Below are 24,752 nucleotides of genomic sequence, written 5' to 3'. Positions count from 1 at the left end.
ATAGTACATGATTCGACGGAGTTCGGCAATTACTTGCACATGCATGTCATGACAGAACTTGACATAATACGGCTAAACCAATGCCGCCACCGCTCCCAATAGCAGCCATGACATAGCTTCCATTCGGTAAGGTGCGCGCTTCATAAAATAGTCTCACCATCATCGCAGCGCCCGATGCGCTATATGGATGCCCAAGACAAAGTGCACCGCCTCTTTTATTGATTCGGTCATAAGGAATATCCAGCGTACGAGCAATCAGCGCTATTTTCAGAGCAAAAGCTTCATTGATTTCAAACAGTGCAACATCCTCTGCCTTGATTTTCTCTTGATCTAGAAGTTTCTTCATCGCATCAATCGGCGCAGCAGCTGGAAAATTGGGATGCATTGCCGCAACAGCACTTCCGGCATATCGCAGCATTGGCTGAAACCCATTTGCCTCCGCTAGCGCTCTTTCCATCACAACGACCGCTGCTGCCCCGTCTGCTTCTTTGCAGCTATTGGCGGCAGTCACAGATCCTTTTCCCGGTGAAAATACAGGCTTTGCCCGCTGGATCAGCTTCTTCATCGGTCTTATTTTAGCGGCCGCTTCATCAATGCTCAGTCCGCTAATCGAAACAATTTCCTCTGAATATGTACCACGTTTGATTGCGTCTATACTTCTTTCCCAGCTTAATTGCGCATAATCATCTTGTTCTTTTCTTGTAACAGAAAATCTCGAGGCGGTCAGCTCTGCTGCTTCGCCCATAGACGGATCTCCTATCCATTCAGGTGAAAAGCGGGCTCTTTCTTTCATTGGTGATCTGGAAATGCTCTCAGTCCCGCCAGCGATATACATTGAGCCTTCCCCTGATTGAACCATGACGCAAGCTGTTCGGATTGCTTCAAGACCAGAGGCACACTGCCTATCAATCGTCATACCAGGAACGTGCAAAGAAAGCCCTGCTTCTAATGAGGACAGACGGGCCATATTTCCGCCGCCTCCTACAACATTGCCTAATATGACGTCGTCCGGCGTCATCCCTTGAGACAAATGCTGAATAAGGGGCGCGGCTAATTGCTCTGGACGATAATCCTTCAGCATCCCGTTTTTATCACCGAAGGGTGTTCGTTTTGCTTGTACGATTACTGCTTGCATGACAACTGCTCCTCCGCCCACTTTTTCATGCTGGCACGTGCTATTTTTCCCCCAGATGTTTCAATCATTTGATCAATGACAAGCCATTTTTTAGGCATCTTGTAGGCAGCCAATTTTTCTTTGACAGCTTGCCGAACCGTCTTTGTCTGCTGTCCTTCTTCAATAATGGCAACAGGAATTTCACCCCAATATGGGTCAGGAATGCCAACCACAATCGACCGCTTCACCTCGGGCTGTTCATTTAGCACGCGTTCAATTTCCTCCGGAAAAATATTCAGCCCCCCATAGACGATCATGCCATTCTCACGGCCGCTCATATACAAATAGCCGTCTTCATCCATCCAGCCCATATCATAAACTGTCAGCCACTCCTCCGGCGGTTTCACCTCATGTAAGTAGCCTGAAAAAGACATTGGGCTCTTCACATAAATTCTTCCTGTCTCATTTGGCTGGCAGACAGATTGATCGGCCCGCCTCACTTCGACTTGAATGGAAGAAAAGGGTCGTCCGACAGAAGAAGGTTTTTGCAGAAAGTCATTTGAAGATAAGTAGGAAACAAAGCTTAACTCTGATGTGCCGTAAAAATCAAAAAAAGTGACATGCGGATAGTTGGTGACGAGTTGTTTTTTTGAAGAGATGCCCCAATCTGCTCCGGATGATATGACAAGAAACGGATTGTCTCCCTCAAAAGCATTAATTTGCAGTAACGATTCTGTCATTGTCGGGACAGTATACATAACAGTGATGTCTCCTGTCTCTAAAGCTTTCTTTGCTTTCACTGGCGTGAATTTTTCTAAAAGCGTCACTGTGCCGCCAAAGTATAGGGTACTAATGGCACCATATAAAAAGTGAGAGGATAAGAGTGTGCCTGCTATAAGAACATGATCTTGATGAGTGATTCCAAATGTATCCGCTGTCGTTCGAAAGCTTTCGATCCATGACTGCTGACGCCTGATAAAGGCTTTAGGTGAACCCGTTGATCCTGACGTAAATCCCATATAAAAGACAGGGTCGTTCTCGCTGTCGCTTTTGTTATATGGACCTTGTGTGATCAGGCTCATTCTTTCCTTCCATTCAGATAAAGAAAAAACCGTCATGTCTACGCTGTGTTTTTCAAATCTTTTCATATATCGATCCTCTATAATGACGAGAGCTGCCTCACTTAACAAGAGCTTTTCTACACATTCCTCATGGCCCCATCTCGGATCAAGCGGGATAGCTGTCCACCCTGCACAAGCAGCGCCAGCAAATATTTGCAAGAAAGAAGCACCATTTGATAATAAAAAAGCGACTCTTTTTTGCTCATGAGCCGTTCGTTGCAGCCATTGTGCCGATATCTGGACACGATCATACCAATCTTGATAAGTGATCCTTTCTTTTCCATCAATGATAGCGATATGATCTGGGTTCATTTCTGCAAGTAATGCATAGCTATCCGTTATTCTGTTCAAACCGCACGCCTCCCTTTATGCACATCCCTTTTTCGATATGACATGGCCTCAATGATTTTCACCGTGAGAACGGCACACATGCCCGCTTTGATGAGATCACCTGGAATATAAATCAGACTAAGAAGAGCTGCCTGAGTGACCTTTATATCCATCATCATGGCTTGAAAAGGAATACCGCATAGATATAAAATCCCGATACTGCATACCGCATAGATCATAAAAAGACGCAGAGCGGTTACTTTTTTCAGACGGTTCAGCCACAAACTGATCATAAGGGCAGCCACTGGATAAGCTAGTAAAAAACCACCGCTTGGTCCAAAAAAGACCCCTATTCCGCCTCTCCCACCAGACAAAAGAGGTGCGCCTGCTGCCACAACCAAGAGGAACAGAAGTAAACTGATCAGTGCCTGTTTTGGCTTTAACAGCCCCCCAGCAAGCAAAAGACCTGCCGTTTGCAATGTGATTGGTACAGGTGTAAACGTAAGTAAAATCGGCGGGATCAACCCTAACATTCCGATAACCGCTGTCATTAACGCCATTTGCATCATGTCTTGAATTTTCAATATTCATACCCCTCACTCAATTCATTGTTAAAAATAGAGTAAAAGGTACAGTTTATTATGTCAACATAAAATAAAATAAAGTTAACATATTAATCGTAAAAAAAGACCTGTGAAGAAAGATCACCAAGATCCGTTCACAGGCCTTTTATTCGTTCTATTCTTCGTCTTCTTCTTGATCTAAGAACGTATTTAACGTTTCTTCAATCATGTCCCACTCTTCATCCGTTTCAATAGGCTCTAGCTCGCCATCTTCACCGTTTTCGTTCGGCGTGAAGCTTGATGCATGAATTTCAATTTCTTCATTGTCTTGCTCAGAAATTGGGTAGTAAAGAACATATGATTTGTTAAAATGGTCGCTTTCAAAAGTAAATAGTACTTCGCAAAGCTGTTCATTTCCATTATCATCAACGATTGTAATTTGCTTTTCTCCGTGTTCCATTTGATTCACCTCATTTTAATTTAAGCTGTCTAAATACCCTTGCAGGATCATAACAGCCGCCATTTTATCAATGACTTTTTTACGCTTTTGTCTGCTCACATCTGCAGAGATGAGCATTTTTTCCGCTGCCATTGTCGACAGACGCTCGTCCCAAAGCACAACAGGAACATTGTACGTGTTTTCTAACACTTTCGCAAATAATTGGCTGGCTTCGCCTCTAGGACCGACCGTACCGTTCATATTTTTTGGAAAGCCAAGTACGATTTTATCCGTTCCGTATTGCGCGACGATCTCAGACAGGCGGCTGAGACCGAAGTCTCCGCCTGCTTCATCAATTTTAATTGTTTCTATCCCTTGCGCTGTCCATCCCATTTCATCACTGATCGCAACACCAAGGGTTTTCGTGCCTAAATCCAAGCCTAAAATTCTCATGTTTTACGCCTCTTTATGTGTCTCTAAGTACGATTTAACCAATTCCTCAATTAATTCGTCTCGTTCTAGTTTACGAATTAGGTTGCGTGCATCCTGATGTCTTGGAATATAAGCAGGGTCGCCTGACAGCAAGTATCCGACAATTTGATTGATCGGGTTGTATCCTTTTTCTTGGAGTGCGTCATATACTGTAATGAGCACTTCATTCACATTGGTTTCAGCTGAATCATCAGAGAAGTTAAACTTCATTGTCTTATCAAATGAACTCACTGCTTCTTGCACCTCTCTTCCAACATTCTACTAGCAAGCTTTTTTCTAACCGCTCATCTAATACCATTATTCTACACTACATCGCCTGATTATAAAACGGATTTGACAGATTCTTCGACAGTTGCCAGTGCTTCTTCTAGCTTTTCCGGTTGTTTACCGCCTGCTTGTGCCATGTCTGGACGTCCGCCTCCGCCTCCGCCGCAGATTTCAGCTGCCTGCTTCACAAGTTCCCCTGCATGCAGACCTTTTTCGATGACGTCTTTTGTTACTCCTGCTGAAATGTTTACTTTTCCGTTTTGAACGGCTCCGAGCACAATGACAGCTGATCCTAATTTGGCTTTTAAGTCATCAACCATTGTTCTTAAATGGTTCATGTCTTTCGCGTTTACTTTTTCAGTTAACACTTTCACTCCGCCGATTTCTGTCACTTTCTCTAAAATAGAGCCTGCTTCAGCCTGGCTTAATTTTGCAAGAAGAGATTCGTTTTCTCTTTGAGCCTCTTTTAAATCTGCCTGCAATGCGGCGATACGTTTTGGTACGTCTTTCGTATTTGACTTCAGCTCACTCGCTGCCTGTTCTAAAATGGCCAGCTGGTCATTTAATTCTTCGTATGCACCTTTACCAGTCACAGCCTCAATCCGGCGTGTTCCAGCACCAATACCCGATTCAGACGCAATTTTAAACAACCCGATTTCCGCCGTGTTTTGCACGTGACAGCCGCCGCATAGCTCGATGCTGTAATCGCCTACCTGGACCACGCGGACAATATCGCCATACTTCTCGCCAAAGAGCGCCATTGCACCCATTTCTTTTGCTTCAGCAATCGGCTTCAGGTCAATCGCAACAGAGATGCCTTCCCAGATTTTTTCGTTCACGATTTTTTCAATCTGAGACAATTCTTCTTTTGTCACTTGTCCAAAGTGAGAGAAGTCAAAGCGAAGTCTGTTTTCATTCACCAATGATCCCGCTTGGTTCACGTGGCTGCCCAATACATCTTTTAGCGCCTGATGCAAAAGATGTGTCGCTGTATGGTTTTTCACAATGCCTTTTCGAAGAGCTGATTCCACTTCTGCAGTGACTTCAAGTCCTTTTTTGGCTGTACCGCTTACAACCACTCCCTCATGGACATGCTGACCGTTTGGCGCCTTTTTCACATCTTTAATGTCGATGATGACTTCAGCGCTTTTTAATGTCCCTTTATCAGCCACTTGTCCGCCGCTTTCCGCATAGAAAGGTGTTTCATCTAACAAGATTTGTACCGTGTCGCCTTCATGTGCTTCTGTGACAATTTCACCATTTTGAAGCAATTCGACAATATGGGCATCTGCCGTTAGATTTTCGTAGCCAACGAATGTGCTTTCTACTTTAATATCTCCTAGAGCGCCGCCTTGAACCTGCATACTGCCGACATCTTGTCTCGCATTTCTTGCACGTTCACGCTGCTTCTCCATCTCAGCCTGGAAGCCTTCTCGATCCACTGTCATGTTCTCATCTTCTGCGTATTCTTCTGTCAGCTCGACAGGGAATCCATACGTGTCATACAGTTTAAAGACATCTTCACCTGAAATCTGCGTGTTGCCTTTGTCTCTTTCTTTTTTGATGACTTCTGACAAAATAGCTAACCCTTCGTTCAGTGTTTCATGGAAACGTTCTTCTTCATTTTTGATGACTTTCGCAATAAATTCTTCTTTTGCTTGTACATCTGGGTAGAAATCCTTCATGATTTCCGCAACCACTGGGACTAGGTCATACATAAACGGGCGGTGAATGTGAATGGTTTTTGCATAACGCACTGCACGGCGAAGTAAACGTCTTAACACATACCCGCGGCCTTCATTGGAAGGAAGCGCTCCATCACTTACAGCAAAGGCAACCGTCCGGATATGGTCAGCAATTACTTTAAATGCTGTATCCTTTTCCTTTGTCTCGCCATAGCTTTCTCCAGAGATGGTTTCAACTGCACGAATAATTGGCATGAATAGATCTGTATCAAAGTTCGTTGGCACGTTTTGAATGACAGATACCATTCGTTCAAGACCCATCCCTGTATCAATGTTTTTCTTCGGCAGCGGCGTGTATGACCCATCTGGATTATGGTTAAATTCAGAGAACACTAGGTTCCACACTTCTAGATAACGCTCATTTTCTCCGCCAGGATATAATTCTGGATCGTTCATGTCGTCACCGTATGATTCGCCGCGGTCATAGAAAATTTCCGTATTCGGTCCACTTGGGCCCTCGCCAATATCCCAGAAGTTTCCTTCAAGACGAATAATACGTTCTTCAGGAACACCGATTTTATCTCTCCATAGAACATACGCCTCATCGTCCTCTGGATGGACAGTTACAGATAACAAATTCGGATCAAAGCCAATCCACTCGTCACTTGTGAGGAATTCCCACGCCCATTCAATCGCTTCTTCTTTAAAATAATCACCAATAGAGAAGTTGCCGAGCATTTCAAAGAACGTATGATGGCGTGCTGTCTTTCCTACATTTTCAATATCATTTGTACGAATTGATTTTTGCGCGTTGCAAATACGCGGATTGTCAGGTACGACGCGGCCATCAAAGTATTTCTTTAATGTTGCCACGCCGCTGTTGATCCACAAAAGTGTCGGATCATCATGCGGTACGAGTGACGCACTCGGTTCTACAGCATGTCCTTTTTCTTTAAAAAAGTCTAAAAACATTTGGCGTACTTGAGCTGAAGTTAAAGTTTTCATTCAAAAATCCTCCCTTATCATTCATCAATCTCCACACAAACGAAAAAACATCCCGCCCTATGCAAGCACAAAACGACTTACACAGGGACGAGATGCTCTCGCGGTACCACCCTGATTATAGACCTATTCGTCTATCACCTTCACATCCGATAACGCCGGAAGAGAGCGGCAGTGTTTATCTGCACTCGGGACTAGCTTCCGTTAAAGGTCTGATAAGGCTTTTCTCAGCAAAATAAAGCCTCTCTCTGCAACAGCTTTTTAACGTACTCGGGTCCGTCATTGAATTCAGTATGTATGAATCGAAATTATTATAGACAACTCGGCTCCTCTTGTCAATGAACGCTTCGTCTCATGAGGATATATTGCACAATGATCACCCTAATTATAGCAGCTGTAGGTACCGCTAAAATCATCCCAATTAAGCCAAATAACTCTCCTCCTGCTAGCAAGACAAGCATAATGACGACCGGATGCATATGAAGGCTTCTCCCTACGATGATCGGGCTGAGGACGTTGCTTTCTAAAAATTGCAGCACTGCTACTGTAATCAGCACAATAATAACCGATTTGATCGAGATGGTAAACGCGATAAAGACAGCGGGAATCGCGCCAATAATCGGTCCAAAATACGGAATGACATTCGTTGCGCCAATCAGCATACCAAGGACAAGCGGATACGGGATATGAAACAGCCAGAGCACAATGGCTGCTGCACCGCCGATTAAGGAACAGACAAGCAGCTGCCCTCTAATATAATTACCAAGCGATTCATCAACTGCTTTCACAAACGCATGTCCCCTCTTCCGAAATGAGGGCGGCGTTAAATACCATGCAGCCCGCTTCATCGTATTCATGTCCTTCACCATATAAAAAACAAGAAAAGGAATGAGCGCTGCAACTAATGCGTAATCAAGTAATACTTTACAGCTAAGAATCATCCTCTCAGCTCCGTTAGCTGCATATGTCTCCGATTGGACAATCAAACGGTCCAGCCTGTCGTGAAGTCCGTCGGGCCAATGGCTAGTATGACGATGAATATGAGATAAGGCGCCATTATACGTTTCAGCAAGCACAGGAATTTGTTCTGACAGCTCATTTAACTGCTTAATCATGACAGGTGCCCCTTTATAAACCGCAAGCCCAATCCCGCCAAAAAACAGTACATAAATCAATAAGAGACTAACAGTCCTTGGTAAGCCCCCCGCGTGCAATCTTTCCACTATCGGATAAAGCAGATAAGAAATAAAAATAGCAATGAGAAGCGGAATCAGAACCGCCTTTAACAACAAAAAAATAGGCATCCATAACTCGTCGAGCTGCAGTAAAATGAGCAAGGATGCAAGGACAAGCAGGACCCCTGCAGCATATATCAGAAATTGGATCGGACGTTTCTTCACCTTTTTCACCTCTTTTCTTATTGTTTAACCTTCTTCTGCAATTATCCATGTAAATAAAATTTGTCCTAACTTTGTTAAAAATGAATACACATGAAACATACAGCTCCATCAAAAGTCACTAAAATATCTCCACTGAATATTCCATCATGTACAAGAGGAGGTTTTTTATGATCACATTCGAAGAAGTCAACAAGCATTATGGCCAGTTCCATGTACTTAAGGACATTAACCTACATATTCAAAAAGGTGAGGTGGTCGTGATCATCGGTCCTTCAGGATCAGGTAAAAGCACGATGCTCAGATGCATCAATCGTCTTGAAAGCATTGATGAGGGAAAGGTACTCGTCAACCAAGTGCCTGTTCAGCATCCGAAGACCAACATTAATCTTGTCAGGCAAAATATCGGGATGGTGTTTCAGCATTTTCATCTCTATCCTCATAAAACGGTGCTTGAAAACATTATGCTTGCGCCAATGAAGGTGAAAAAGGTGAGCAAGGAAGAAGCGAGGGAAACAGCCGAATTTTATTTACATAAAGTCGGCATTCCTGATAAGGCTGACGCCTACCCTTCAAGACTCTCAGGCGGACAGCAGCAGCGTGTTGCCATTGCAAGAGGGCTTGCGATGAAGCCAGAGATCATGCTGTTCGACGAACCGACATCGGCACTCGACCCAGAGATGATTGGAGAGGTACTAGATGTGATGAAGCAGCTCGCCCGAGAAGGAATGACCATGGTTGTCGTCACACATGAGATGGGGTTTGCCAGGGAAGTGGCCGACCGCATTGTCTTTATTGATGAAGGCAGAGTTCTTGAAGAGTCAACACCGGCTGCATTTTATGAGAAACCGCGTGAGAAACGCGCTCAGCTCTTTTTAAGCCGTATTTTAAATCACTAGGGGGAAAGATTTGATGAAAAAAATGAAACGCTTTGGCCTACTACTCTTTATGACTTGCTGTATTGCCGCTTTAGCTGCTTGCGGCTCTGCTGAAAAAGGCTCGACGAATGCAAAGCAAGGAAGCTCTTTAGAAGCCATTCAGAAAGACAAAAAAATCATATTCGGGGTCAAGAATGATACACGTCTCTTCGGTCTAAAAAATCCTAGCAGCGGAGATATCGAAGGATTTGATATCGATATAGCAAAAGCCATCGCAAAGGAAATGCTCGGTGATGAAGGAAAAGCAGAATTCAAAGAAGTGACATCGAAAACGAGAATCCCTTTACTGCAAAAAGGAGATATTCATGCGATCGTCGCAACCATGACGATTACCGAAGAGCGTAAAAAAGAAGTCAATTTCTCAGATGTTTACTTTGAAGCAGGACAATCACTGCTTGTGAAAAAAGGAAGCGATATTCAATCGATTGATGATCTTAAAAAAGGGACGAAAGTGCTTGCAGTGAAAGGATCTACTTCTTCTCAAAATATCCGCGAAAAAGCACCTGAAGCGTCTGTATTAGAATTTGAGAACTATCAGGAAGCTTTTACAGCTTTAAAATCAAACCAAGGGCAAGTGCTGACAACTGATAATGCGATCTTATTTGGTATGGCAGATGAGGATTCAAATTACGAAGTCGTCGGCGGCACCTTTACAGATGAGCCTTATGGCATTGCTGTAAAGAAAGGGGATCAGGAATTAACAACTGCGATCAATAAAGCCCTAAAAACCTTAAAAGACAATGGAGAGTATGACAAGATTCATCAAAAATGGATCAAAGAATAACCGTTTGACTTGTTAAGACCTATTATCTTAGGGTGAGCCGCTCATTGGCTCCCCTGTTGATCAGGAAGGAAGTGAACTGATTGCTGCGGTTTTCCATTCTCACTGAAAACTTCAATCTTTATGTAGAAGGCTTTAAATATACCATTGGTGCAAGTGTCATTGCTTTGATTGGAAGCTTTTTGATCGGTACACTCATTGCCATTATGAGAATTGCGCCACTCAGGCCGCTCAACTGGTTAGGAACGGCTTATGTGGAATTTATTCGGAATATTCCGTTATTATTGATTACATTCGTTTTCTTCTTTGGTTTACCCGTGCTAGGTATTGTAGCAGATGGCTTCACCGCTGGCACCATTGCCCTTGCCATTTATACGTCTGCCTTTATTGCTGAAGCCATTCGCGCAGGGATACAAGCTGTACCGCTTGGACAAATGGAAGCCGCCCGCGCTTCAGGTCTATCCTATGGCGGGACGATGCGGTATATCATTCTGCCGCAGGCGATTAAAATTGTCATTCCCCCTCTTGGGAATCAATTTATTAACCTTGTCAAAAACTCCTCTATTTTAGGTGTCATTGCAGGGTATGATCTCATGTATCAAGGAGACCTCATCGCTTCTAGAACATTTGTGACATTTGATGTCTACATCTTTGTTGCCATGTTCTATCTGCTATTAACGATTCCGCTCAGTATAGGCGTTGGTTATTTAGAAAAAAGATTAGCAAGAAGCCACTAGAAAGGAGGAAACACCATGGATTTTATAGGTGCCTACCAGCCCGATTATCTTGCCTTTTTACTTGAAGGATTTGCTGTCACCTTAAAAGTGGCTTTTATCTCCATCATTTTGAGCTTTCTCATTGGATTAGTCATTGGCACATTGCGGTTCGCTCAAATTCCGGTTTTATCAAAGATACTTGCAGTCGTCGTAGAAACCATTCGAAACCTGCCGCTCTTATTGATCATCTTTTTTACGTATTTTGCACTGCCCGAAATCGGAATTAAGCTGAGCATTACAGCCTCGGCTATTGCAGCTTTAACCGTATTTGAATCAGCGATGCTGTCAGAAATTATTCGAAGCGGTTTAAAATCAATTGATAAGGGGCAGATCGAAGCAGCCAGGTCTTCTGGTTTAACCTATATTCAAACGTTAAAAATGATTATTATGCCGCAGGCTTTACGCCGAATGGTGCCGCCAATTGTCAGTCAATTCATCTCTCTTTTAAAAGATACGTCGCTTGCTGTTGTCATTGCACTTCCAGAACTATTGCATCACGCTCAAATATTAAACGGTCAGAGCCAATCTTACTTACTGCCCATCTTCCTATTAGCGGCGATGATGTATTTTGTCGTCAATTTCAGCTTATCACTACTTGCACGCCGATTAGAATACAGGCAGGCATAAAAAAGGACATCCGCTCTTGGCGGATGCCTTTTTGTTTACATCATTCTCATAACACGTTTTCTTAGCTTTTTCATATCCCGCTTTGATGGCATATCATATCGACTTGCAAAGTGATATGCGAGTGCACCTGCACCAAGCGTTAATAGTGAAGAAGTCATTTTGCCCATTCGAAATTCCCCCTTAACACTTATAGTTGAATTGAACGTTCATCATCACTAAACAGATCATCTAAGCTGCTTAGTGTCCCGTCTTCTTCCACTTGGTGTGTAGATATTTTGCCTTTTGACAGCGTCAATTCAATAAAACAGCCCCAGCAATAATATTGATTGACCCCAATTTTTCCGATGTCTTTACATTTGCAATTTGGGCAAATGAGCATAATCAGCACCTCTTTACGTTCGGTTTAGAACAAGTGCTTCCTTTTGAACGTTGATCAAGGTTCCGGCAGCCTGCAGCTGTTTTCGAATCCCTGATAGCTCTGTAAAGAAGCCGTCCGAGAGTTCATATGCTACGATTGTGCCCGAATTTGTGCAAAAGTATACATCTTCCAAAATGCCTAAATTTTCACCCTCAGGTGACTGCATCATTTTCTTTTTCAATTTCGAAAATAAGAAGGATGGGGCAGAGGAATCCATGCCTACTCCCTCCTGGCAGCTCACATATAAGCCTTTGTCTGTCAGCTGATCACCAGCAGAGAATGGAATGAGTGCACAGTCTTTCTTTTTCCCATCTAACACATATCCTCCGCAGCTGCCTCCGGCTAATAAGCAAATATCTTTAATGGAACCAAGTGAATGAGACAGCTCACCTGTATAGATTGACATTCCTTCAAGCTCTCGACATGTTCTCAAAATGTGCTCAACCACCTTTTGCGGAACAGTCTTATCGTGTGCGTTTGCTTCGATACTCATACGAAGAAATGGCTTCCATGAACGGAATATGAGGATTTCTTTTCACGCTAAAAAGGCTCCCATCTGGAAGCCTTTTATTCATGCATAAAATCAAATGGAGTGATTCCCTCCATGCCAATATTTGCGTCATGTACGCTAAACGGAAGCTCTTTTTGGAGCGCTGCAAGCTCCGCATCCATAACTTCATCAGTTTGCATCAGCCGCATCGTTAAGGACGTTTGTCTGAGCGAATCCTCATTGTTTTTCACGCCCCACTCCAGCGCTGATTCCTCGCCGCACAGGATTAAAAACTTTTTACTTCGTGTAATGGCTGTGTACAGCAGATTTCGCCTTAGCATTCTGTAGTAGCTTCTCACGACTGGCAGCACAACGATTGGGAATTCACTGCCTTGTGATTTGTGGATGGAGCAGCAATAGGCATGTGTAAATTGATGAAAATCCTTTTTTGTAAAGGTGATTTCATTCCCATCAAAGGAGATCACAGCCATGTCTTCTTTTTCCGTGTTTTCTTTCGCATAAAAAATCGAGACAATTTCGCCGATATCACCGTTAAAAATATTATTTTCCGGCTGATTCACAAGCTGAAGCACTTTATCACCGGTCCGGTACACCACATCACCAAACGGGATTTCTCTGCCCTTTGGTTTTTTAGGATTCAAAATGTGCTGCAGCATTTTATTGAGCTCATTAATGCCTGCTTTCCCTTTATACATTGGCGCAAGCACTTGAATGTCTTTTGCTGAATAGCCTTTTTGAGCAGCATTGCTGACGACTTTCTCAATCACTTCTTTCATTTGATCAGCTGAGCATTTTATGAAGGATCGGTCCTTTGAACGTGCGGTAATATCTTTTGGCAGTACGCCATTTTTCATATCATGTGCAAGTTCAACAATGCTGGAGCCGTCTGCCTGCCGGTAAATATCTGTCAGTGTAACAGCTGGTACGGCTTGTGAGGCAAGTAAATCCCTTAACACTTGGCCTGGTCCGACAGATGGAAGCTGATGTTCATCTCCTACCATGATCACTTGGATATGATCAGGAATCGCTTTAAACAAGTGATTCGCAAGCCAAATATCCAGCATACTTGATTCATCAATGATGACAAGCTTTCCTTCAATCGGCTGTTCCTCATCATGCGAAAAGCCCTCTGATCCGTTCCAGCCGAGCAAACGGTGAATGGTTACAGCTGGAAGCCCTGTTGATTCTGTCATCCGTTTAGCTGCTCGTCCAGTTGGCGCCGCAAGCACAAATGGAAAGGATTCATCTTTTTTGTAATCACTCGGGTCAAGAGATACACCGTGAAGATCGCTGTAAAGCTCAACAATCCCTTTAATGACCGTTGTCTTCCCAGTCCCAGGTCCGCCTGTTAAAAGCAGCATCGGGGACATGAGTGCCTTTTGAATCGCTTCCTTTTGTGTCGGCGCATACTGGACGCCCAGCCGTTCCTCGAGCTCGCCAAGTGCGAGCAGGAATTCCGATTCAGGGAATTGATCTGCATATTCCGTTTGGGAGACGATCTTTTGTATCCGTTTGGCGACACTTTGCTCCGCATAAAATAAGGACGGATGATAGCAGCGCTCATCTTCAATGATCATCTCTTTCCCTTCGCCAAGTGCAATGATCTGATTGGCGACATCCATTTCCGTCACTTTGTACTCATTGCCTGTCTGATTGAGCAGCTTGCGGGTTTCAACGATCAAATCTTTCGTTTGTATGTACGTATGACCGTCCTGAAGACTTGCTGTTTCGACTGTATAAAGCAGGGCTGCACGGATTCGCTCTGGGTCATTTCCTGAGATGCCGGTTCTAGCGCCAAGCTCATCCGCCTTAATAAATCCGATCCCTTCGACATCCTTGACGAGCTGATACGGGTTTTCCTCAATCTTTTGCAGCGTTTCACTCTCGTACACTTGGTATATCTTCATGCTGAGCTGAGGACCAAAGCCATATTGATTCAGGCTGATCATGATTTGTTCCAATCCTTGATGTTCCTGAAGCGCTGCGGCCAGCTTATCTGCCTTCTTTTTTGATAAGCGCGGAACATCATACAAAACAGCTGGGTCACGCATAATTTTATGAAGCGTCTGGTTGCCAAGCTGCCCCACAATTTCTTCCGCCGTCTTTTTCCCTATCCCCTCAAATAAATCACTTGAGAGATAATGAATGATTCCTTGCTTCGTTGTCGGTACTTCCTTTTGAAAATGAGTGGCCTGAAACTGTTCACCAAATTTCGGATGGCTTGTGACTTTGCCATAGAAGGTGTAAGTTTCTTCCTCATGAAGTGCTGGGAAGTAGCCTGTGACAGATGCTGTTTTTTCCTCTAAGTTTTCCGATGTTTCAATGACTTTCACCTTTAACACCGAGTATAAATTACTTTCATTATGGAAAATAACGGCTTGAACTGTCCCCTTTAAAAACGGTTCGTCCTCAAGCTTCATTTGATCTGGATGTTCCTGCACAGGTCTTCCCTCCTTCCGTCTATTCTGCCTCTTGAATCAGCTTTTGCGCATGTAGTGCCAGCATATGGTCAGGCTGCACGTCAATGGCTTTTCCTAGCATCTCAAGTGCTTCGTCTTTTTTCTCTAAGTATGCATACGCAACCCCTAAATTATAAAAGGCATCTGCATGCTGCGGATCACGCGCGACCACCTCGGTAAAGGTTGTCACCGCTTCTTCCAGCAATTGTTCATTGGCTAAGCACATGCCAAATTGGAATCTTGCTTCATTATCTTCTTCATTCAGTTCGATGGCACGCTGAAGATAGGGCATCGCAAGCTTCGGCTGCTCTAATTTGATGAGCGTCTGCCCCAGCATATAAAATAAATCACTATTTTCCATGCCAGCTTGTAGTGCTTGTTCAAAATAGTCTTTTGCTTTCATAAAGTCTTCTTTTAATGTGTATACATTTCCTGCCCCGTAATAGGCTGCAGCTGCGGCGTGATCAAGTTCAATGGCTTTTTGAAAGAAGTTTAACGCACGTTCAAATTCATTGATGCTTGAAAGCAAGTTCGCAAAGTTAATATATGGAACCGGGTCTTTTGGGCTTTCTTCAATGGCTTTCGTAAAAGCTTCAGCTGCTTTTTCGATGTTCCCCTGATTTAAGGCTTCTATGCCGATTTCGTTATGATTCATTCGCTCTCTCATCCTTTCATTAAAAAACCTCAACAGCGACGTTGAGGTTTTGAAAACATGTTACACATACGACAGCTTTTGGCCGTCCTTAAAGACATCGTCAATTGTTCCGCCGCCAAGACATTCGTCGCCATCATAAAAGACAACCGCTTGTCCTGGTGTGACAGCACGAACGGGTTCATCAAAGATGACCATCGCTTCTTGCTCACCTGTCATTTTGACCTTCACATGGTGATCTTCTTGACGGTATCTGAATTTGGCTGTGCATGTTAATTCACCATTTTCGCCGACAATATGAGGACGAGTCCAGCTGATATTGACGGCTGAAATGCTTTCAGAATATAAAAGTGGATTGTGGAAACCTTGTTCAACAAACAAGATATTTTGTTTCAAGTCTTTTCCAACGACAAACCAAGGATCACCGCTGCCGCCAATGCCAAGACCTTGGCGTTGACCGATCGTGTAATACATCAGTCCATCATGTTCACCTTTGACTTCTCCGTCCATTGTCTGCATCACGCCAGGCTGCGCAGGCAAATATTGACTGAGGAACGTTTTAAAGTTTCTTTCCCCAATAAAGCAAATACCGGTTGAATCTTTTTTCGTTGCTGTTGCGAGCTCTGCTTCTTTTGCCAATTCACGAACCTTTTTCTTCTCTAGATCACCGATTGGGAACATGACTTTATCAAGCTGTTCCTGAGTCAGCTGATTTAAGAAATACGTTTGGTCTTTGTTGGCATCAAGACCTCTTAGCATTTTGACTTCATCGCCAGTTCTGTCGACGCGCGCATAGTGGCCTGTTGCTAAATAATCCGCACCGAGTGACAATGCATGCTCGAGGAACGCTTTGAACTTAATTTCTTTGTTACACATGACATCTGGATTTGGCGTTCTGCCCGCTTTATATTCATCAAGGAAATATTGAAACACTTTGTCCCAATATTGCTTCTCGAAATTCACCGCATAATAAGGGATTCCAATTTGGTTACACACGCGGATGACATCCTCATAGTCCTCCGTTGCTGTACATACACCATTTTCATCTGTGTCATCCCAGTTTTTCATAAATATGCCGATTACATCATAGCCTTGCTCCTTTAGCATAAGAGCAGCAACTGATGAATCGACTCCTCCGGACATACCGACCACAACTCTTGTGTCTTCTGGTCTTTTTGTCATCTCATCAACTCCATTTTCAATGAAACAGCATGTGCGTTTCGTTCTTCAGGTGCCTGGCTGTTTCATTTTTCACACACGAACAAAAGAGGAACGTTTATTTGGCTAAGCGTTTGACAACAGCTGCTATCTTGCGCGCCGCCTGCTTCACATGATCCTCTTCATTCCCAAGACCGAAGCTTATTCTGACTGAGGACGTCAGCTTGTCTGCTTCTTCGCCATACATGGCGCTTAACACGTGCGAAGGAAGGACGGATCCAGCCGTACATGCAGATCCACTTGAAACAGCAATTCCTTCCATATCTAAATTCACAAGTAACGATTCGATTGAAACGCCCGGGAAATGAACATTTAAAATGTGAGGCAATGTCTCTTTCGGGTGCCCATTGACAGAGAAATTGAGTGATTCCTCTTCGAATACTTGCAGCATGATTTCTTTGAGCTTACCATAATGCATGGCTTTTTCTCTTCTATTTTGCTTCGTTAATTGAACAGCTTCTGCAAGTCCAACGATCCCTGCCACATTTTCAGTGCCAGCACGGCGTTTTCTTTCTTGTTCTCCTCCGAATATTTGCGGAGAAAGTTTCACGCCTTCGTTTACATATAAAAAGCCTGTTCCCATTGGACCATTTAGCTTATGGCCAGAAGCAGATAAGAGATCAATATGAAGGTCTGCTACATCAATAGGCATTGTTCCAAACGCCTGCACGGCGTCTGTATGAAAATGAGCAGTGTGATTGTGTAAAAGCTCGCCAATGTCTTTGATTGGCTGAATCACACCTGTTTCATTATTGCCGTACATGATGGTCACAAGAATCGTATCATCTCTCAGTGCTTGTTTTAGTTGTTCAAGATGAATCAATCCAGTTTCATCCACATCTAAATATGTCACGTCAAATCCTAGCTTCTCTAGGCGTTCACATGTGTGCAGCACCGCATGATGCTCTGTTTTTGCTGTGATGATATGTTTTCCTTTATGCTGTCTTGCCATGGCCACACCTGTAATCGCCAGGTTGTCCGCCTCTGTTCCTCCGCTTGTGAGGATGATCTCCTGTGGTTTACAGTGTAATTCTCCTGCAATCACTTCTCTTGCTTCATCGAGCCACTTTCTTGCCTCGCGCCCATATGAATGAATACTAGAGGGATTGCCAAATATCTCTGTAAAGTAAGGCATCATCTTGTCCACAATACGCTGATCCATTGGCGTTGTGGCCGCATGATCTAAATAGATTCGTTCCATTTCCGGTACACCTCTGATCTAAATATAGAACATATACGCGTCTTGATTTCCGTCATCTGTGTAGCTTGCCAAGTCTTCAAGAGTTGTATTGTCTAGTACGTCTTTTACTGCATCACGAATCCGAATCCACAGTTCACGCTTTGCTGGTTCTTCGTTTTCGATGACTTCGACAGGACTAATCGGTCCTTCTAAAACACGAATAATATCACCGGCTGTGATCTCGTTTGGTTCATGTGCAAGAACATAGCCGCCATATGCACCGCGAATACTTTTCACAAGACGGGCATTCCGAAGTGGTGAGACAAGCTGCTCTAAATAATGCTCAGACAAATTATTGTTTTGAGCGATTGATTTTAATGATGTGGGGCCTTCGCCATGTTTTTTGGCTAATTCGATCATGATCGTCAGACCATATCTGCCTTTAGTTGAAATTTTCAAGTTAAACACCTCTGCGTTTTCTATTCTATGTCATCAATTATTTTTCTGATTTCATATACGCTGATATATAGACCAAAAGCAATTATATCATACTTTCAGCCAACTTTCATTTGCCGGTTCTGAGCGCTTTAGGAGGACGCATCCCTTTTCTATTTGAAGAAATTTCGGTACTCTATACAAACAAGACATTGCTTTAGGAGAGATAATCATGAAACCTTTAGCGTACCGGATGCGCCCAAGTCATATTGAAGACATCATTGGGCAGGAGCATCTCGTTGGAGAAGGTCAAATTATTAGACGAATGGTCGAGGCAAAACATTTATCCTCGATGATTTTATACGGACCGCCGGGCATCGGCAAAACATCGATTGCGACCGCGATCGCTGGCAGTACAAGCATTGCGTTTCGGACGTTGAATGCAGTCATTCATAACAAAAAGGATATGGAAGCTGTCGCCGCTGAAGCGAAAATGAGCGGCCAGGTCATCCTTATTTTAGACGAGGTTCACAGGCTTGATAAAGGAAAGCAGGATTTCCTTCTTCCTTATTTAGAAAATGGCATGATCATTTTAATTGGCGCAACGACCGCTAACCCCTATCATGCGATCAACCCTGCCATCCGAAGCCGGACACAAATATTTGAGCTAAAACCGCTTGAAACAGAGCAAATCAAAGCTGCGTTAACAAGAGCGTTACAGGATGAACATCGCGGGCTTGGCGGTTATGAGGTGACAGTGAACGATGAAGCGATGAATCATTTTGCCAATGGATGCGGTGGAGACGTACGCTCTGCTTTAAATGCGTTAGAATTAGCTGTCTTATCGACAAAAGCAGATGAGGCTGGGCATATTATGATCACTCTTGCCGCAGCAGAAGAATGTTTACAAAAAAAGAGCTTCTCACATGATAAGAATGGTGATGCTCATTATGATGTCCTCTCGGCTTTTCAAAAATCCATTAGAGGATCTGACGCAGATGCGGCGCTGCATTACCTTGCAAGACTGATTGAAGCAGGAGACCTTGAAAGCATTTCAAGGAGATTACTCGTGATGGCTTACGAAGATATTGGTTTAGCTAGTCCGCAGGCAGGTCCTCGTGTGTTAAGCGCTGTTCAAACAGCAGAAAGAGTCGGCTTCCCGGAAGCACGAATTCCGCTGGCTAACGCAGTCATTGAACTGTGTCTTTCTCCTAAATCCAACTCGGCATATAAGGCGGTTGATACGGCGCTGGGTGACATTCGCTCAGGGAAAATTGGTGAAATCCCTGTTCATTTAAAGGATGCTCACTACAAAGGAGCTACAGCACTCGGCAGAGGTGTCGATTACTTATACCCACACGATTATGAAAACGGCTGGGTGAAGCAGCAATACTTACCTGATCCGCTGAAAAACAAGCAATACTATGAACCGAAGCAAACAGGCAAATTTGAAGGCGCACTGAAACAGGTATATGAGAATTTAAAACGCCAAAAATAAAAAAAGCCCCCTGCATGTTAGCAGGCGGGCTGTTTATTTATCCTTCACACGTGTAATCGGAATATCTTTTAAAAGCTTCATAATGACATGACCACCCATGATCAGCCCTGCAACAGACGGGACGAACGCATTGGATGATGGCGGCATTTGTGCCTTGCGAATCTTCGCTTCATCATTTCCAACTTCTTTTCTGACATCTTCGCGAATCACAATCGGACTTTCATCAGAGAAAATGACTTCAATTCCTTTACGAATCCCTTCTTTGCGCAGACGCGTTCTCACGACTTTTGCAATTGGATCGGTATGTGTTTTTGAAATGTCATCAATTTTGAAGCGGGTCGGATCTGTTTTGTTTGCAGCACCCATACTCGAAATAATGTTCACATTGCGTTTCAGGCACTCTTTCATTAAATGAATTTTATAGTGAATCGTATCTGACGCATCGATGACATAATCAAGCGGATACTCAAAAAATTGCTCATATGTTTCCTCTGTATAAAACATCTTAAGCGCAACAACTTCACATTCTGGATTAATATCAGCGATTCTCGCCTGCATTAAGTCAACCTTTGGCTGACCAACTGTTGAAAGCAATGCTGGAAGCTGACGGTTCACATTTGTAATATCAATATCATCTTTATCAACAAGAACAATACGGCCAACGCCTGAACGAGCGAGTGCCTCAACTGCAAATGAGCCAACGCCGCCCACACCAAGCACTGCAACTGTACTGTTTTTTAATATATCTAAGCCTTCCTTGCCTATAGCAAGCTCGTTTCTTGAAAACTGATGTAACAAGTGCCTCACTCCACCTTTATTTAAAATGAATCGAAAGAATCATATCATATTCAAACTTCTTCGTCATCCTTCTGAAAAAGAAAAAAACACAAAAAAGTCCCGACAACGCCGCCAGCTTTTCCTTCGTTTTGAACCCCGCACCATGCAGGTGGGTGCTTTCTTCCAGACTTTATAAGTCCTCTAAAGAGGCATTTATGCAGAAAGGAAAGGCAAGCTCCCGTATAAAAAAATGTTCGGTCAAAACTAGGTAACCACCGTACGTATCAGGACTTTATTTATTGATTGAAGAAAGCATATCATAGGCATGCCGCTTTTTCAAGCGTTTACATGCCCATATCCATGCGTCTATTTTACTGTTTTACTTTTGTTTTAATGGCTAAACTTAGCTCATCAAGCTGCGCTTCGCTTACAGTGCCAGGAGCATCTGTTAGCACACAGCTCGCACTTGCCGTTTTCGGGAACGCAATGGTATCTCTTAGGTTAGAGCGGCCGGCAAGCAGCATCACTAAGCGGTCAAGACCAAGCGCGATTCCGCCATGCGGAGGAACTCCATGCTCAAAAGCATCTAGAAGGAAGCCGAATTGTTCATAGGCCTCTTCTTTTGAAAACCCAAGTAAGCTAAACATTTTTTCTTGAATATCCTTTTCGAAAATACGAATCGAACCTCCGCCAAGCTCATAGCCATTCAGCACAAGATCGTAAGCCTGTGCCTTCATATCTTCAGGGCTTGTCTCAATTAATTCAAGATCATCGCGTACTGGCATTGTGAAAGGATGATGGGCAGCATAGAAGCGGCCTTCTTCTTCATCTTTTTCAAGCAGCGGCCAATCAACAACCCATAAGAAGTTGAATGCAGATTCATCAATGAGTTCAAGCTCTTTGCCGAGTTTTAGGCGAAGGGCACCAAGTGCATCATGGACAACAGACGTCTTATCTGCAACAAAGAGTAAAAGGTCACCTTCATCGACTTGCAGCTGCTCCTTTAATTCTGCCTGCTTTGCTTCATCAAAGAATTTAGCAATCGGTCCTTTTAATTCTGCCCCTTCTGCTTTTAGCCAAGCTAGACCTTTTGCACCGTAGTTCGCTGCAAATGCACCAAGGGCATCAATGTCTTTTCTTGAGTAGTTCGCTGCAGCACCTTTTACATTGATGGCTTTCACAGCTCCACCATTTTTCACAGCTCCGCTAAAGACTTTGAAATCGGAATCTTTTACCGTATCTGAAATGTTGACAAGCTTCATCTCAAAACGTGTATCTGGCTTATCAGATCCATAAGAATTCATCGCTTCATCATATGTCATACGGGGTAATGGCAATGTCAGGTCTACGCCTTTGACATCTTTCATCACCTTTGCCATCATCTCTTCGGCAAGCGTCATAATGTCCTCTTGACTCATAAAGGACATTTCAATATCGACTTGTGTGAATTCTGGCTGACGGTCAGCACGCAAGTCTTCATCTCTAAAGCAGCGGGCAATTTGATAGTAACGATCCATCCCTGAGACCATCAGCAATTGTTTAAATAATTGCGGAGACTGAGGCAAGGCATAGAATTCTCCCTCATGTACACGGCTTGGAACAAGATAGTCACGTGCTCCCTCTGGCGTACTTTTTGTTAAAATCGGTGTTTCAATATCTAGAAAGCCGTTGTCATCTAAGAAATGGCGGAATGCTTTTGTGACTTCATGTCGCATTTTCATCGTTTCAAACATAGCAGGACGGCGAAGGTCTAAGTAACGGTATTTTAAGCGCACATCTTCTGATACCTCGTCTGCTTGATCTGAAATCACAAAAGGAGGGGTCTTCGCTTCATTTAACACACTGACCGTTTCGACTTGAATTTCAATTTTCCCTGTTTTTAAATTTGGGTTGATCGTTGCGTCTTCTCTTGCGACAACCGTTCCTTTAATATCAAGGACATATTCATTACGAATCGATTCTGCTGTCTCAAGCGCCTCTTTTGATAGGTCTGGATTGAAGACAGCTTGTACAATTCCTGTACGGTCACGCAGATCAATAAAGATTAATCCGCCAAGGTCACGTCTTTTTTGAACCCATCCTTTTAATACAACGGTTTGACCGATTTGGTCTTCTGTTACTTCTCCACAATAAAAAGTTCTACCAAACACAAACATTCCACTCCTTCTTTACGCCTTCTTGTGGGCCTTCATCATTTGAATCAGCTCATCAAGCTTCACTTCAATTTGTTCACCCGTTGTCGTATCTTTTACATTCACAATGCGCTGCGCCAGCTCATCTTCACCAAGGACTGCAATAAACTTGGCTTTTAATCGATCAGCCGCTTTAAATTGCCCTTTTAATTTCTTCCCTGTATAGTCCATTTCACTTGAAATGCCTTCTTTTCTCAGACGGTTTAATAATGAAACAGAGTAATCTTTCGCTTCATCACCGAGTGCAGCAATGTATAGATCAATGCCATCTTGCAGTGGAAGATCAATCCCTTCAGCATCGATTGCTGCTAGGAAACGCTCAATACTCATAGCAAAACCGATTCCTGGTGATTCAGGACCGCCAATTCCTTCAACAAGTCCATCATAACGGCCTCCGCCGGCTAATGTGGTAATCGCGCCAAAGCCTTCAGCATTACTCATGATCTCAAATGCCGTGTGATTGTAGTAATCAAGACCGCGCACTAAGTTCGGATCGACGACATATTCAATGCCTATATCTGTTAAGTATTGTTTGACCTTTTCAAAATAAGTCCGTGATTCTTCATTTAAGTAATCTTGAATGGATGGAGCCGTTGCCATCAATTCGTGGTCACGATCCTTTTTACAATCAAGAATTCGCAGCGGATTTTGATGTAAACGGGTTTGACAGTCATGACAGAATTCATCAATTCTTGGTTCAAAGTGCTCGACAAGTGCTTTGCGGTAGTCTGCACGGCTCTCTTTGTCACCAAGGCTGTTAATGACGAGCTTTAAGTTAGAAAGGCCTGCTTTCTCATAAACACTCATCGCAAGTGAAATGACTTCTGCATCAATGGCAGGATCCTTTGAACCGATCGCTTCAATCCCAAATTGATAAAATTGACGATATCTCCCTGTTTGCGGACGTTCATAACGGAACATCGGTCCAATGTAATACAGCTTTGTTGGCTGCGCGGGCTGTGCAAATAATTTATTTTCAACATAAGAACGTACAGTTGAAGCCGTTCCCTCTGGACGAAGGGTGATGCTGCGTCCCTTTTTATCTTCAAATGTATACATCTCTTTTTGAACGATATCGGTTGATTCGCCTACTCCCCGTGCAAACAGCTCTGTATGCTCAAAAATCGGTGTACGGATTTCTTTGTATTGAAAGGCTGCACATGTATCTCTTGCAATTTGTTCAACATACTGCCAGCGTTCTGACTCTCCAGGTAAAATATCCTGTGTACCTCTTGGAATATTAAAACTCATTTTTCGTCCTCCTACGACCATCATTCATTTTTTATGTGGACATATAAAAAACCCCCGCCTCTACTATGTGTATAGTAGGGACGAGAGTTATACCCGTGGTGCCACCCTAGTTGGAACATGATCCAGCCATGTTCCCGCTCAAATCCTTAACGCAGATTCACGTTCTCCGCCTATTGACTCATTTTTAGAGCGTTCAGCAGGAAACCTACAGAGTGTTCTTTCGTGATAAATGCCATGCGGATTCGCTTTCAGCCTAAGGCGATTCCTCTCTGCTCACGCAATTTACCCTACTATTCTCTATCATCAGTTCCACATTTTAAATTTTCAAGTGTGTTGATTTATATTATAATAAGGTCGGTGCTGCCACTCTGTCAACCCTTGCCGTGTCTCTTTTTCTTTTCCAGCTCTTCTTTTGACGTACATCCGTATTCAGATGCGGTTTCTTCAAGGAAGCCTGGTTGATCCATTTCGTCGTGCTGCCAGCGATCGATATCACGGTGTCCATTATATTGCACTCGTCCTAATTTTCTGCTTAATCTCATGTTTGTACATCCTTTTATCACGTTTTTATTTAGTATAAACAGATTGATTCATTTTTATTAGGGAAACTGCAAGGAATTAGTCCATTA

25 protein-coding genes, 1 other RNA gene and 2 other annotated features are annotated in these 24,752 nt (G+C 43.4%); of the genes, 5 read left to right on the top strand and 21 right to left on the bottom strand.

The features are described 5' to 3' along the window. Nucleotides 1-46: 46 nt before the first annotated feature. The 8 genes from ACSSTM_RS18335 to ACSSTM_RS18300 form a co-directional block, all read right to left on the bottom strand. Complete coding sequence (locus ACSSTM_RS18335) at nucleotides 47-1,135, bottom strand: acetyl-CoA C-acyltransferase (RefSeq protein WP_437404277.1); 1,089 nt, start codon at nucleotides 1,133-1,135, stop codon at nucleotides 47-49. Next, on the bottom strand, nucleotides 1,123-2,586 hold the full coding sequence (locus ACSSTM_RS18330) for an acyl-CoA synthetase (RefSeq protein ID WP_437404276.1): 1,464 nt from the start codon (nucleotides 2,584-2,586) through the stop codon (nucleotides 1,123-1,125). The genes ACSSTM_RS18335 and ACSSTM_RS18330 overlap by 13 nt, the downstream gene beginning before the upstream one ends. After that, a complete protein-coding gene (locus tag ACSSTM_RS18325) occupies nucleotides 2,583-3,149 on the bottom strand; it encodes a biotin transporter BioY (protein ID WP_034661500.1) in 567 nt (188 codons plus the stop codon). The genes ACSSTM_RS18330 and ACSSTM_RS18325 overlap by 4 nt, the downstream gene beginning before the upstream one ends. Before the next feature lie 154 nt (nucleotides 3,150-3,303). Then, nucleotides 3,304-3,588 (bottom strand): DUF1292 domain-containing protein, encoded by a 285-nt coding sequence (locus tag ACSSTM_RS18320; protein WP_003216483.1) that lies wholly within the window; start codon nucleotides 3,586-3,588, stop codon nucleotides 3,304-3,306. Between the two features lie 15 nt (nucleotides 3,589-3,603). Beyond that, complete coding sequence (gene ruvX / locus ACSSTM_RS18315) at nucleotides 3,604-4,020, bottom strand: Holliday junction resolvase RuvX (protein WP_034661502.1); 417 nt, start codon at nucleotides 4,018-4,020, stop codon at nucleotides 3,604-3,606. A 3-nt stretch (nucleotides 4,021-4,023) separates the two neighbouring features. Continuing rightward, entirely contained in the window at nucleotides 4,024-4,290 is a 267-nt protein-coding gene (locus ACSSTM_RS18310) for an IreB family regulatory phosphoprotein (protein WP_024718370.1), read from the bottom strand. Nucleotides 4,291-4,379: 89 nt separating this feature from the next. After that, nucleotides 4,380-7,016, bottom strand: a complete 2,637-nt coding sequence (alaS, locus tag ACSSTM_RS18305; RefSeq protein WP_106038017.1) for an alanine--tRNA ligase — start codon at nucleotides 7,014-7,016, stop codon at nucleotides 4,380-4,382. Between the two features lie 80 nt (nucleotides 7,017-7,096). Beyond that, nucleotides 7,097-7,305 (bottom strand) — a binding site (T-box leader). Between the two features lie 43 nt (nucleotides 7,306-7,348). Next, nucleotides 7,349-8,413 (bottom strand): AI-2E family transporter, encoded by a 1,065-nt coding sequence (locus ACSSTM_RS18300; protein WP_034661506.1) that lies wholly within the window; start codon nucleotides 8,411-8,413, stop codon nucleotides 7,349-7,351. A 167-nt stretch (nucleotides 8,414-8,580) separates the two neighbouring features. On the opposite strand from ACSSTM_RS18300, the gene ACSSTM_RS18295 reads away from it, so the two are divergent. From ACSSTM_RS18295 to ACSSTM_RS18280, 4 genes are all read left to right on the top strand, one after another. After that, the gene (locus ACSSTM_RS18295; RefSeq protein ID WP_106031250.1) at nucleotides 8,581-9,309 is read left to right on the top strand and encodes an amino acid ABC transporter ATP-binding protein; all 729 of its coding nucleotides are present in this window, start codon (nucleotides 8,581-8,583) and stop codon (nucleotides 9,307-9,309) included. Between the two features lie 13 nt (nucleotides 9,310-9,322). Beyond that, a complete protein-coding gene (locus ACSSTM_RS18290; protein ID WP_095285500.1) occupies nucleotides 9,323-10,132 on the top strand; it encodes a transporter substrate-binding domain-containing protein in 810 nt (269 codons plus the stop codon). An 80-nt stretch (nucleotides 10,133-10,212) separates the two neighbouring features. Next, nucleotides 10,213-10,866, top strand: a complete 654-nt coding sequence (locus tag ACSSTM_RS18285) for an amino acid ABC transporter permease (RefSeq protein ID WP_437404275.1) — start codon at nucleotides 10,213-10,215, stop codon at nucleotides 10,864-10,866. Between the two features lie 15 nt (nucleotides 10,867-10,881). Then, nucleotides 10,882-11,532 (top strand): amino acid ABC transporter permease, encoded by a 651-nt coding sequence (locus ACSSTM_RS18280; RefSeq protein WP_437404274.1) that lies wholly within the window; start codon nucleotides 10,882-10,884, stop codon nucleotides 11,530-11,532. A gap of 35 nt (nucleotides 11,533-11,567) precedes the next feature. Here the strand turns inward: ACSSTM_RS18280 and ACSSTM_RS18275 are convergent, their stop codons facing one another. The 8 genes from ACSSTM_RS18275 to cymR all read right to left on the bottom strand — a co-directional run bounded on the left by ACSSTM_RS18275 (nucleotide 11,568) and on the right by cymR (nucleotide 18,429). Continuing rightward, a complete protein-coding gene (locus ACSSTM_RS18275; RefSeq protein ID WP_003216198.1) occupies nucleotides 11,568-11,699 on the bottom strand; it encodes a YrzQ family protein in 132 nt (43 codons plus the stop codon). Between the two features lie 20 nt (nucleotides 11,700-11,719). Further along, nucleotides 11,720-11,911, bottom strand: coding sequence for a hypothetical protein (locus ACSSTM_RS18270; RefSeq protein ID WP_003216308.1), 192 nt, complete (start codon nucleotides 11,909-11,911; stop codon nucleotides 11,720-11,722). Between the two features lie 13 nt (nucleotides 11,912-11,924). Then, entirely contained in the window at nucleotides 11,925-12,443 is a 519-nt protein-coding gene (locus ACSSTM_RS18265; RefSeq protein ID WP_045209900.1) for a PRC-barrel domain-containing protein, read from the bottom strand. A gap of 74 nt (nucleotides 12,444-12,517) precedes the next feature. Further along, entirely contained in the window at nucleotides 12,518-14,902 is a 2,385-nt protein-coding gene (gene recD2, locus ACSSTM_RS18260) for an SF1B family DNA helicase RecD2 (protein WP_060596861.1), read from the bottom strand. Nucleotides 14,903-14,921: 19 nt separating this feature from the next. After that, on the bottom strand, nucleotides 14,922-15,575 hold the full coding sequence (locus ACSSTM_RS18255) for a tetratricopeptide repeat protein (RefSeq protein WP_034661516.1): 654 nt from the start codon (nucleotides 15,573-15,575) through the stop codon (nucleotides 14,922-14,924). Between the two features lie 60 nt (nucleotides 15,576-15,635). Further along, nucleotides 15,636-16,775: a tRNA 2-thiouridine(34) synthase MnmA gene (gene mnmA, locus ACSSTM_RS18250; protein ID WP_437404296.1), complete on the bottom strand. Its 1,140-nt coding sequence runs from the start codon at nucleotides 16,773-16,775 to the stop codon at nucleotides 15,636-15,638. A gap of 73 nt (nucleotides 16,776-16,848) precedes the next feature. Continuing rightward, a complete protein-coding gene (locus ACSSTM_RS18245) occupies nucleotides 16,849-17,991 on the bottom strand; it encodes a cysteine desulfurase family protein (protein ID WP_095285502.1) in 1,143 nt (380 codons plus the stop codon). An 18-nt stretch (nucleotides 17,992-18,009) separates the two neighbouring features. After that, nucleotides 18,010-18,429 (bottom strand): cysteine metabolism transcriptional regulator CymR, encoded by a 420-nt coding sequence (gene cymR, locus ACSSTM_RS18240; protein WP_012010726.1) that lies wholly within the window; start codon nucleotides 18,427-18,429, stop codon nucleotides 18,010-18,012. A gap of 208 nt (nucleotides 18,430-18,637) precedes the next feature. Here cymR and ACSSTM_RS18235 point away from each other — a divergent pair, with 208 nt between their 5' ends. Next, a complete protein-coding gene (locus ACSSTM_RS18235) occupies nucleotides 18,638-19,903 on the top strand; it encodes a replication-associated recombination protein A (RefSeq protein ID WP_187703985.1) in 1,266 nt (421 codons plus the stop codon). A 33-nt stretch (nucleotides 19,904-19,936) separates the two neighbouring features. Here the strand turns inward: ACSSTM_RS18235 and ACSSTM_RS18230 are convergent, their stop codons facing one another. The 5 genes from ACSSTM_RS18230 to ACSSTM_RS18210 all read right to left on the bottom strand — a co-directional run bounded on the left by ACSSTM_RS18230 (nucleotide 19,937) and on the right by ACSSTM_RS18210 (nucleotide 24,665). Then, nucleotides 19,937-20,701: a tRNA threonylcarbamoyladenosine dehydratase gene (locus ACSSTM_RS18230; RefSeq protein WP_034321354.1), complete on the bottom strand. Its 765-nt coding sequence runs from the start codon at nucleotides 20,699-20,701 to the stop codon at nucleotides 19,937-19,939. Between the two features lie 92 nt (nucleotides 20,702-20,793). After that, nucleotides 20,794-20,974: non-coding RNA, 6S RNA (ssrS, locus tag ACSSTM_RS18225), on the bottom strand. Nucleotides 20,975-21,051: 77 nt separating this feature from the next. Further along, nucleotides 21,052-22,830, bottom strand: coding sequence for an aspartate--tRNA ligase (aspS, locus tag ACSSTM_RS18220; protein ID WP_095285516.1), 1,779 nt, complete (start codon nucleotides 22,828-22,830; stop codon nucleotides 21,052-21,054). 18 nt (nucleotides 22,831-22,848) lie between these two features. After that, complete coding sequence (gene hisS, locus ACSSTM_RS18215; protein ID WP_034661532.1) at nucleotides 22,849-24,123, bottom strand: histidine--tRNA ligase; 1,275 nt, start codon at nucleotides 24,121-24,123, stop codon at nucleotides 22,849-22,851. A gap of 73 nt (nucleotides 24,124-24,196) precedes the next feature. Continuing rightward, nucleotides 24,197-24,436, bottom strand: a binding site (T-box leader). 58 nt (nucleotides 24,437-24,494) lie between these two features. Continuing rightward, a complete protein-coding gene (locus ACSSTM_RS18210) occupies nucleotides 24,495-24,665 on the bottom strand; it encodes a YrzK family protein (protein WP_003216250.1) in 171 nt (56 codons plus the stop codon). Nucleotides 24,666-24,752 lie beyond the last annotated feature (87 nt).

This window comes from Bacillus sp. RK1064 (assembly GCF_051488405.1).
In the GTDB taxonomy this organism is placed as follows: domain Bacteria; phylum Bacillota; class Bacilli; order Bacillales; family Bacillaceae; genus Bacillus.
This window is presented reverse-complemented; position numbering and strand designations above follow the sequence as displayed.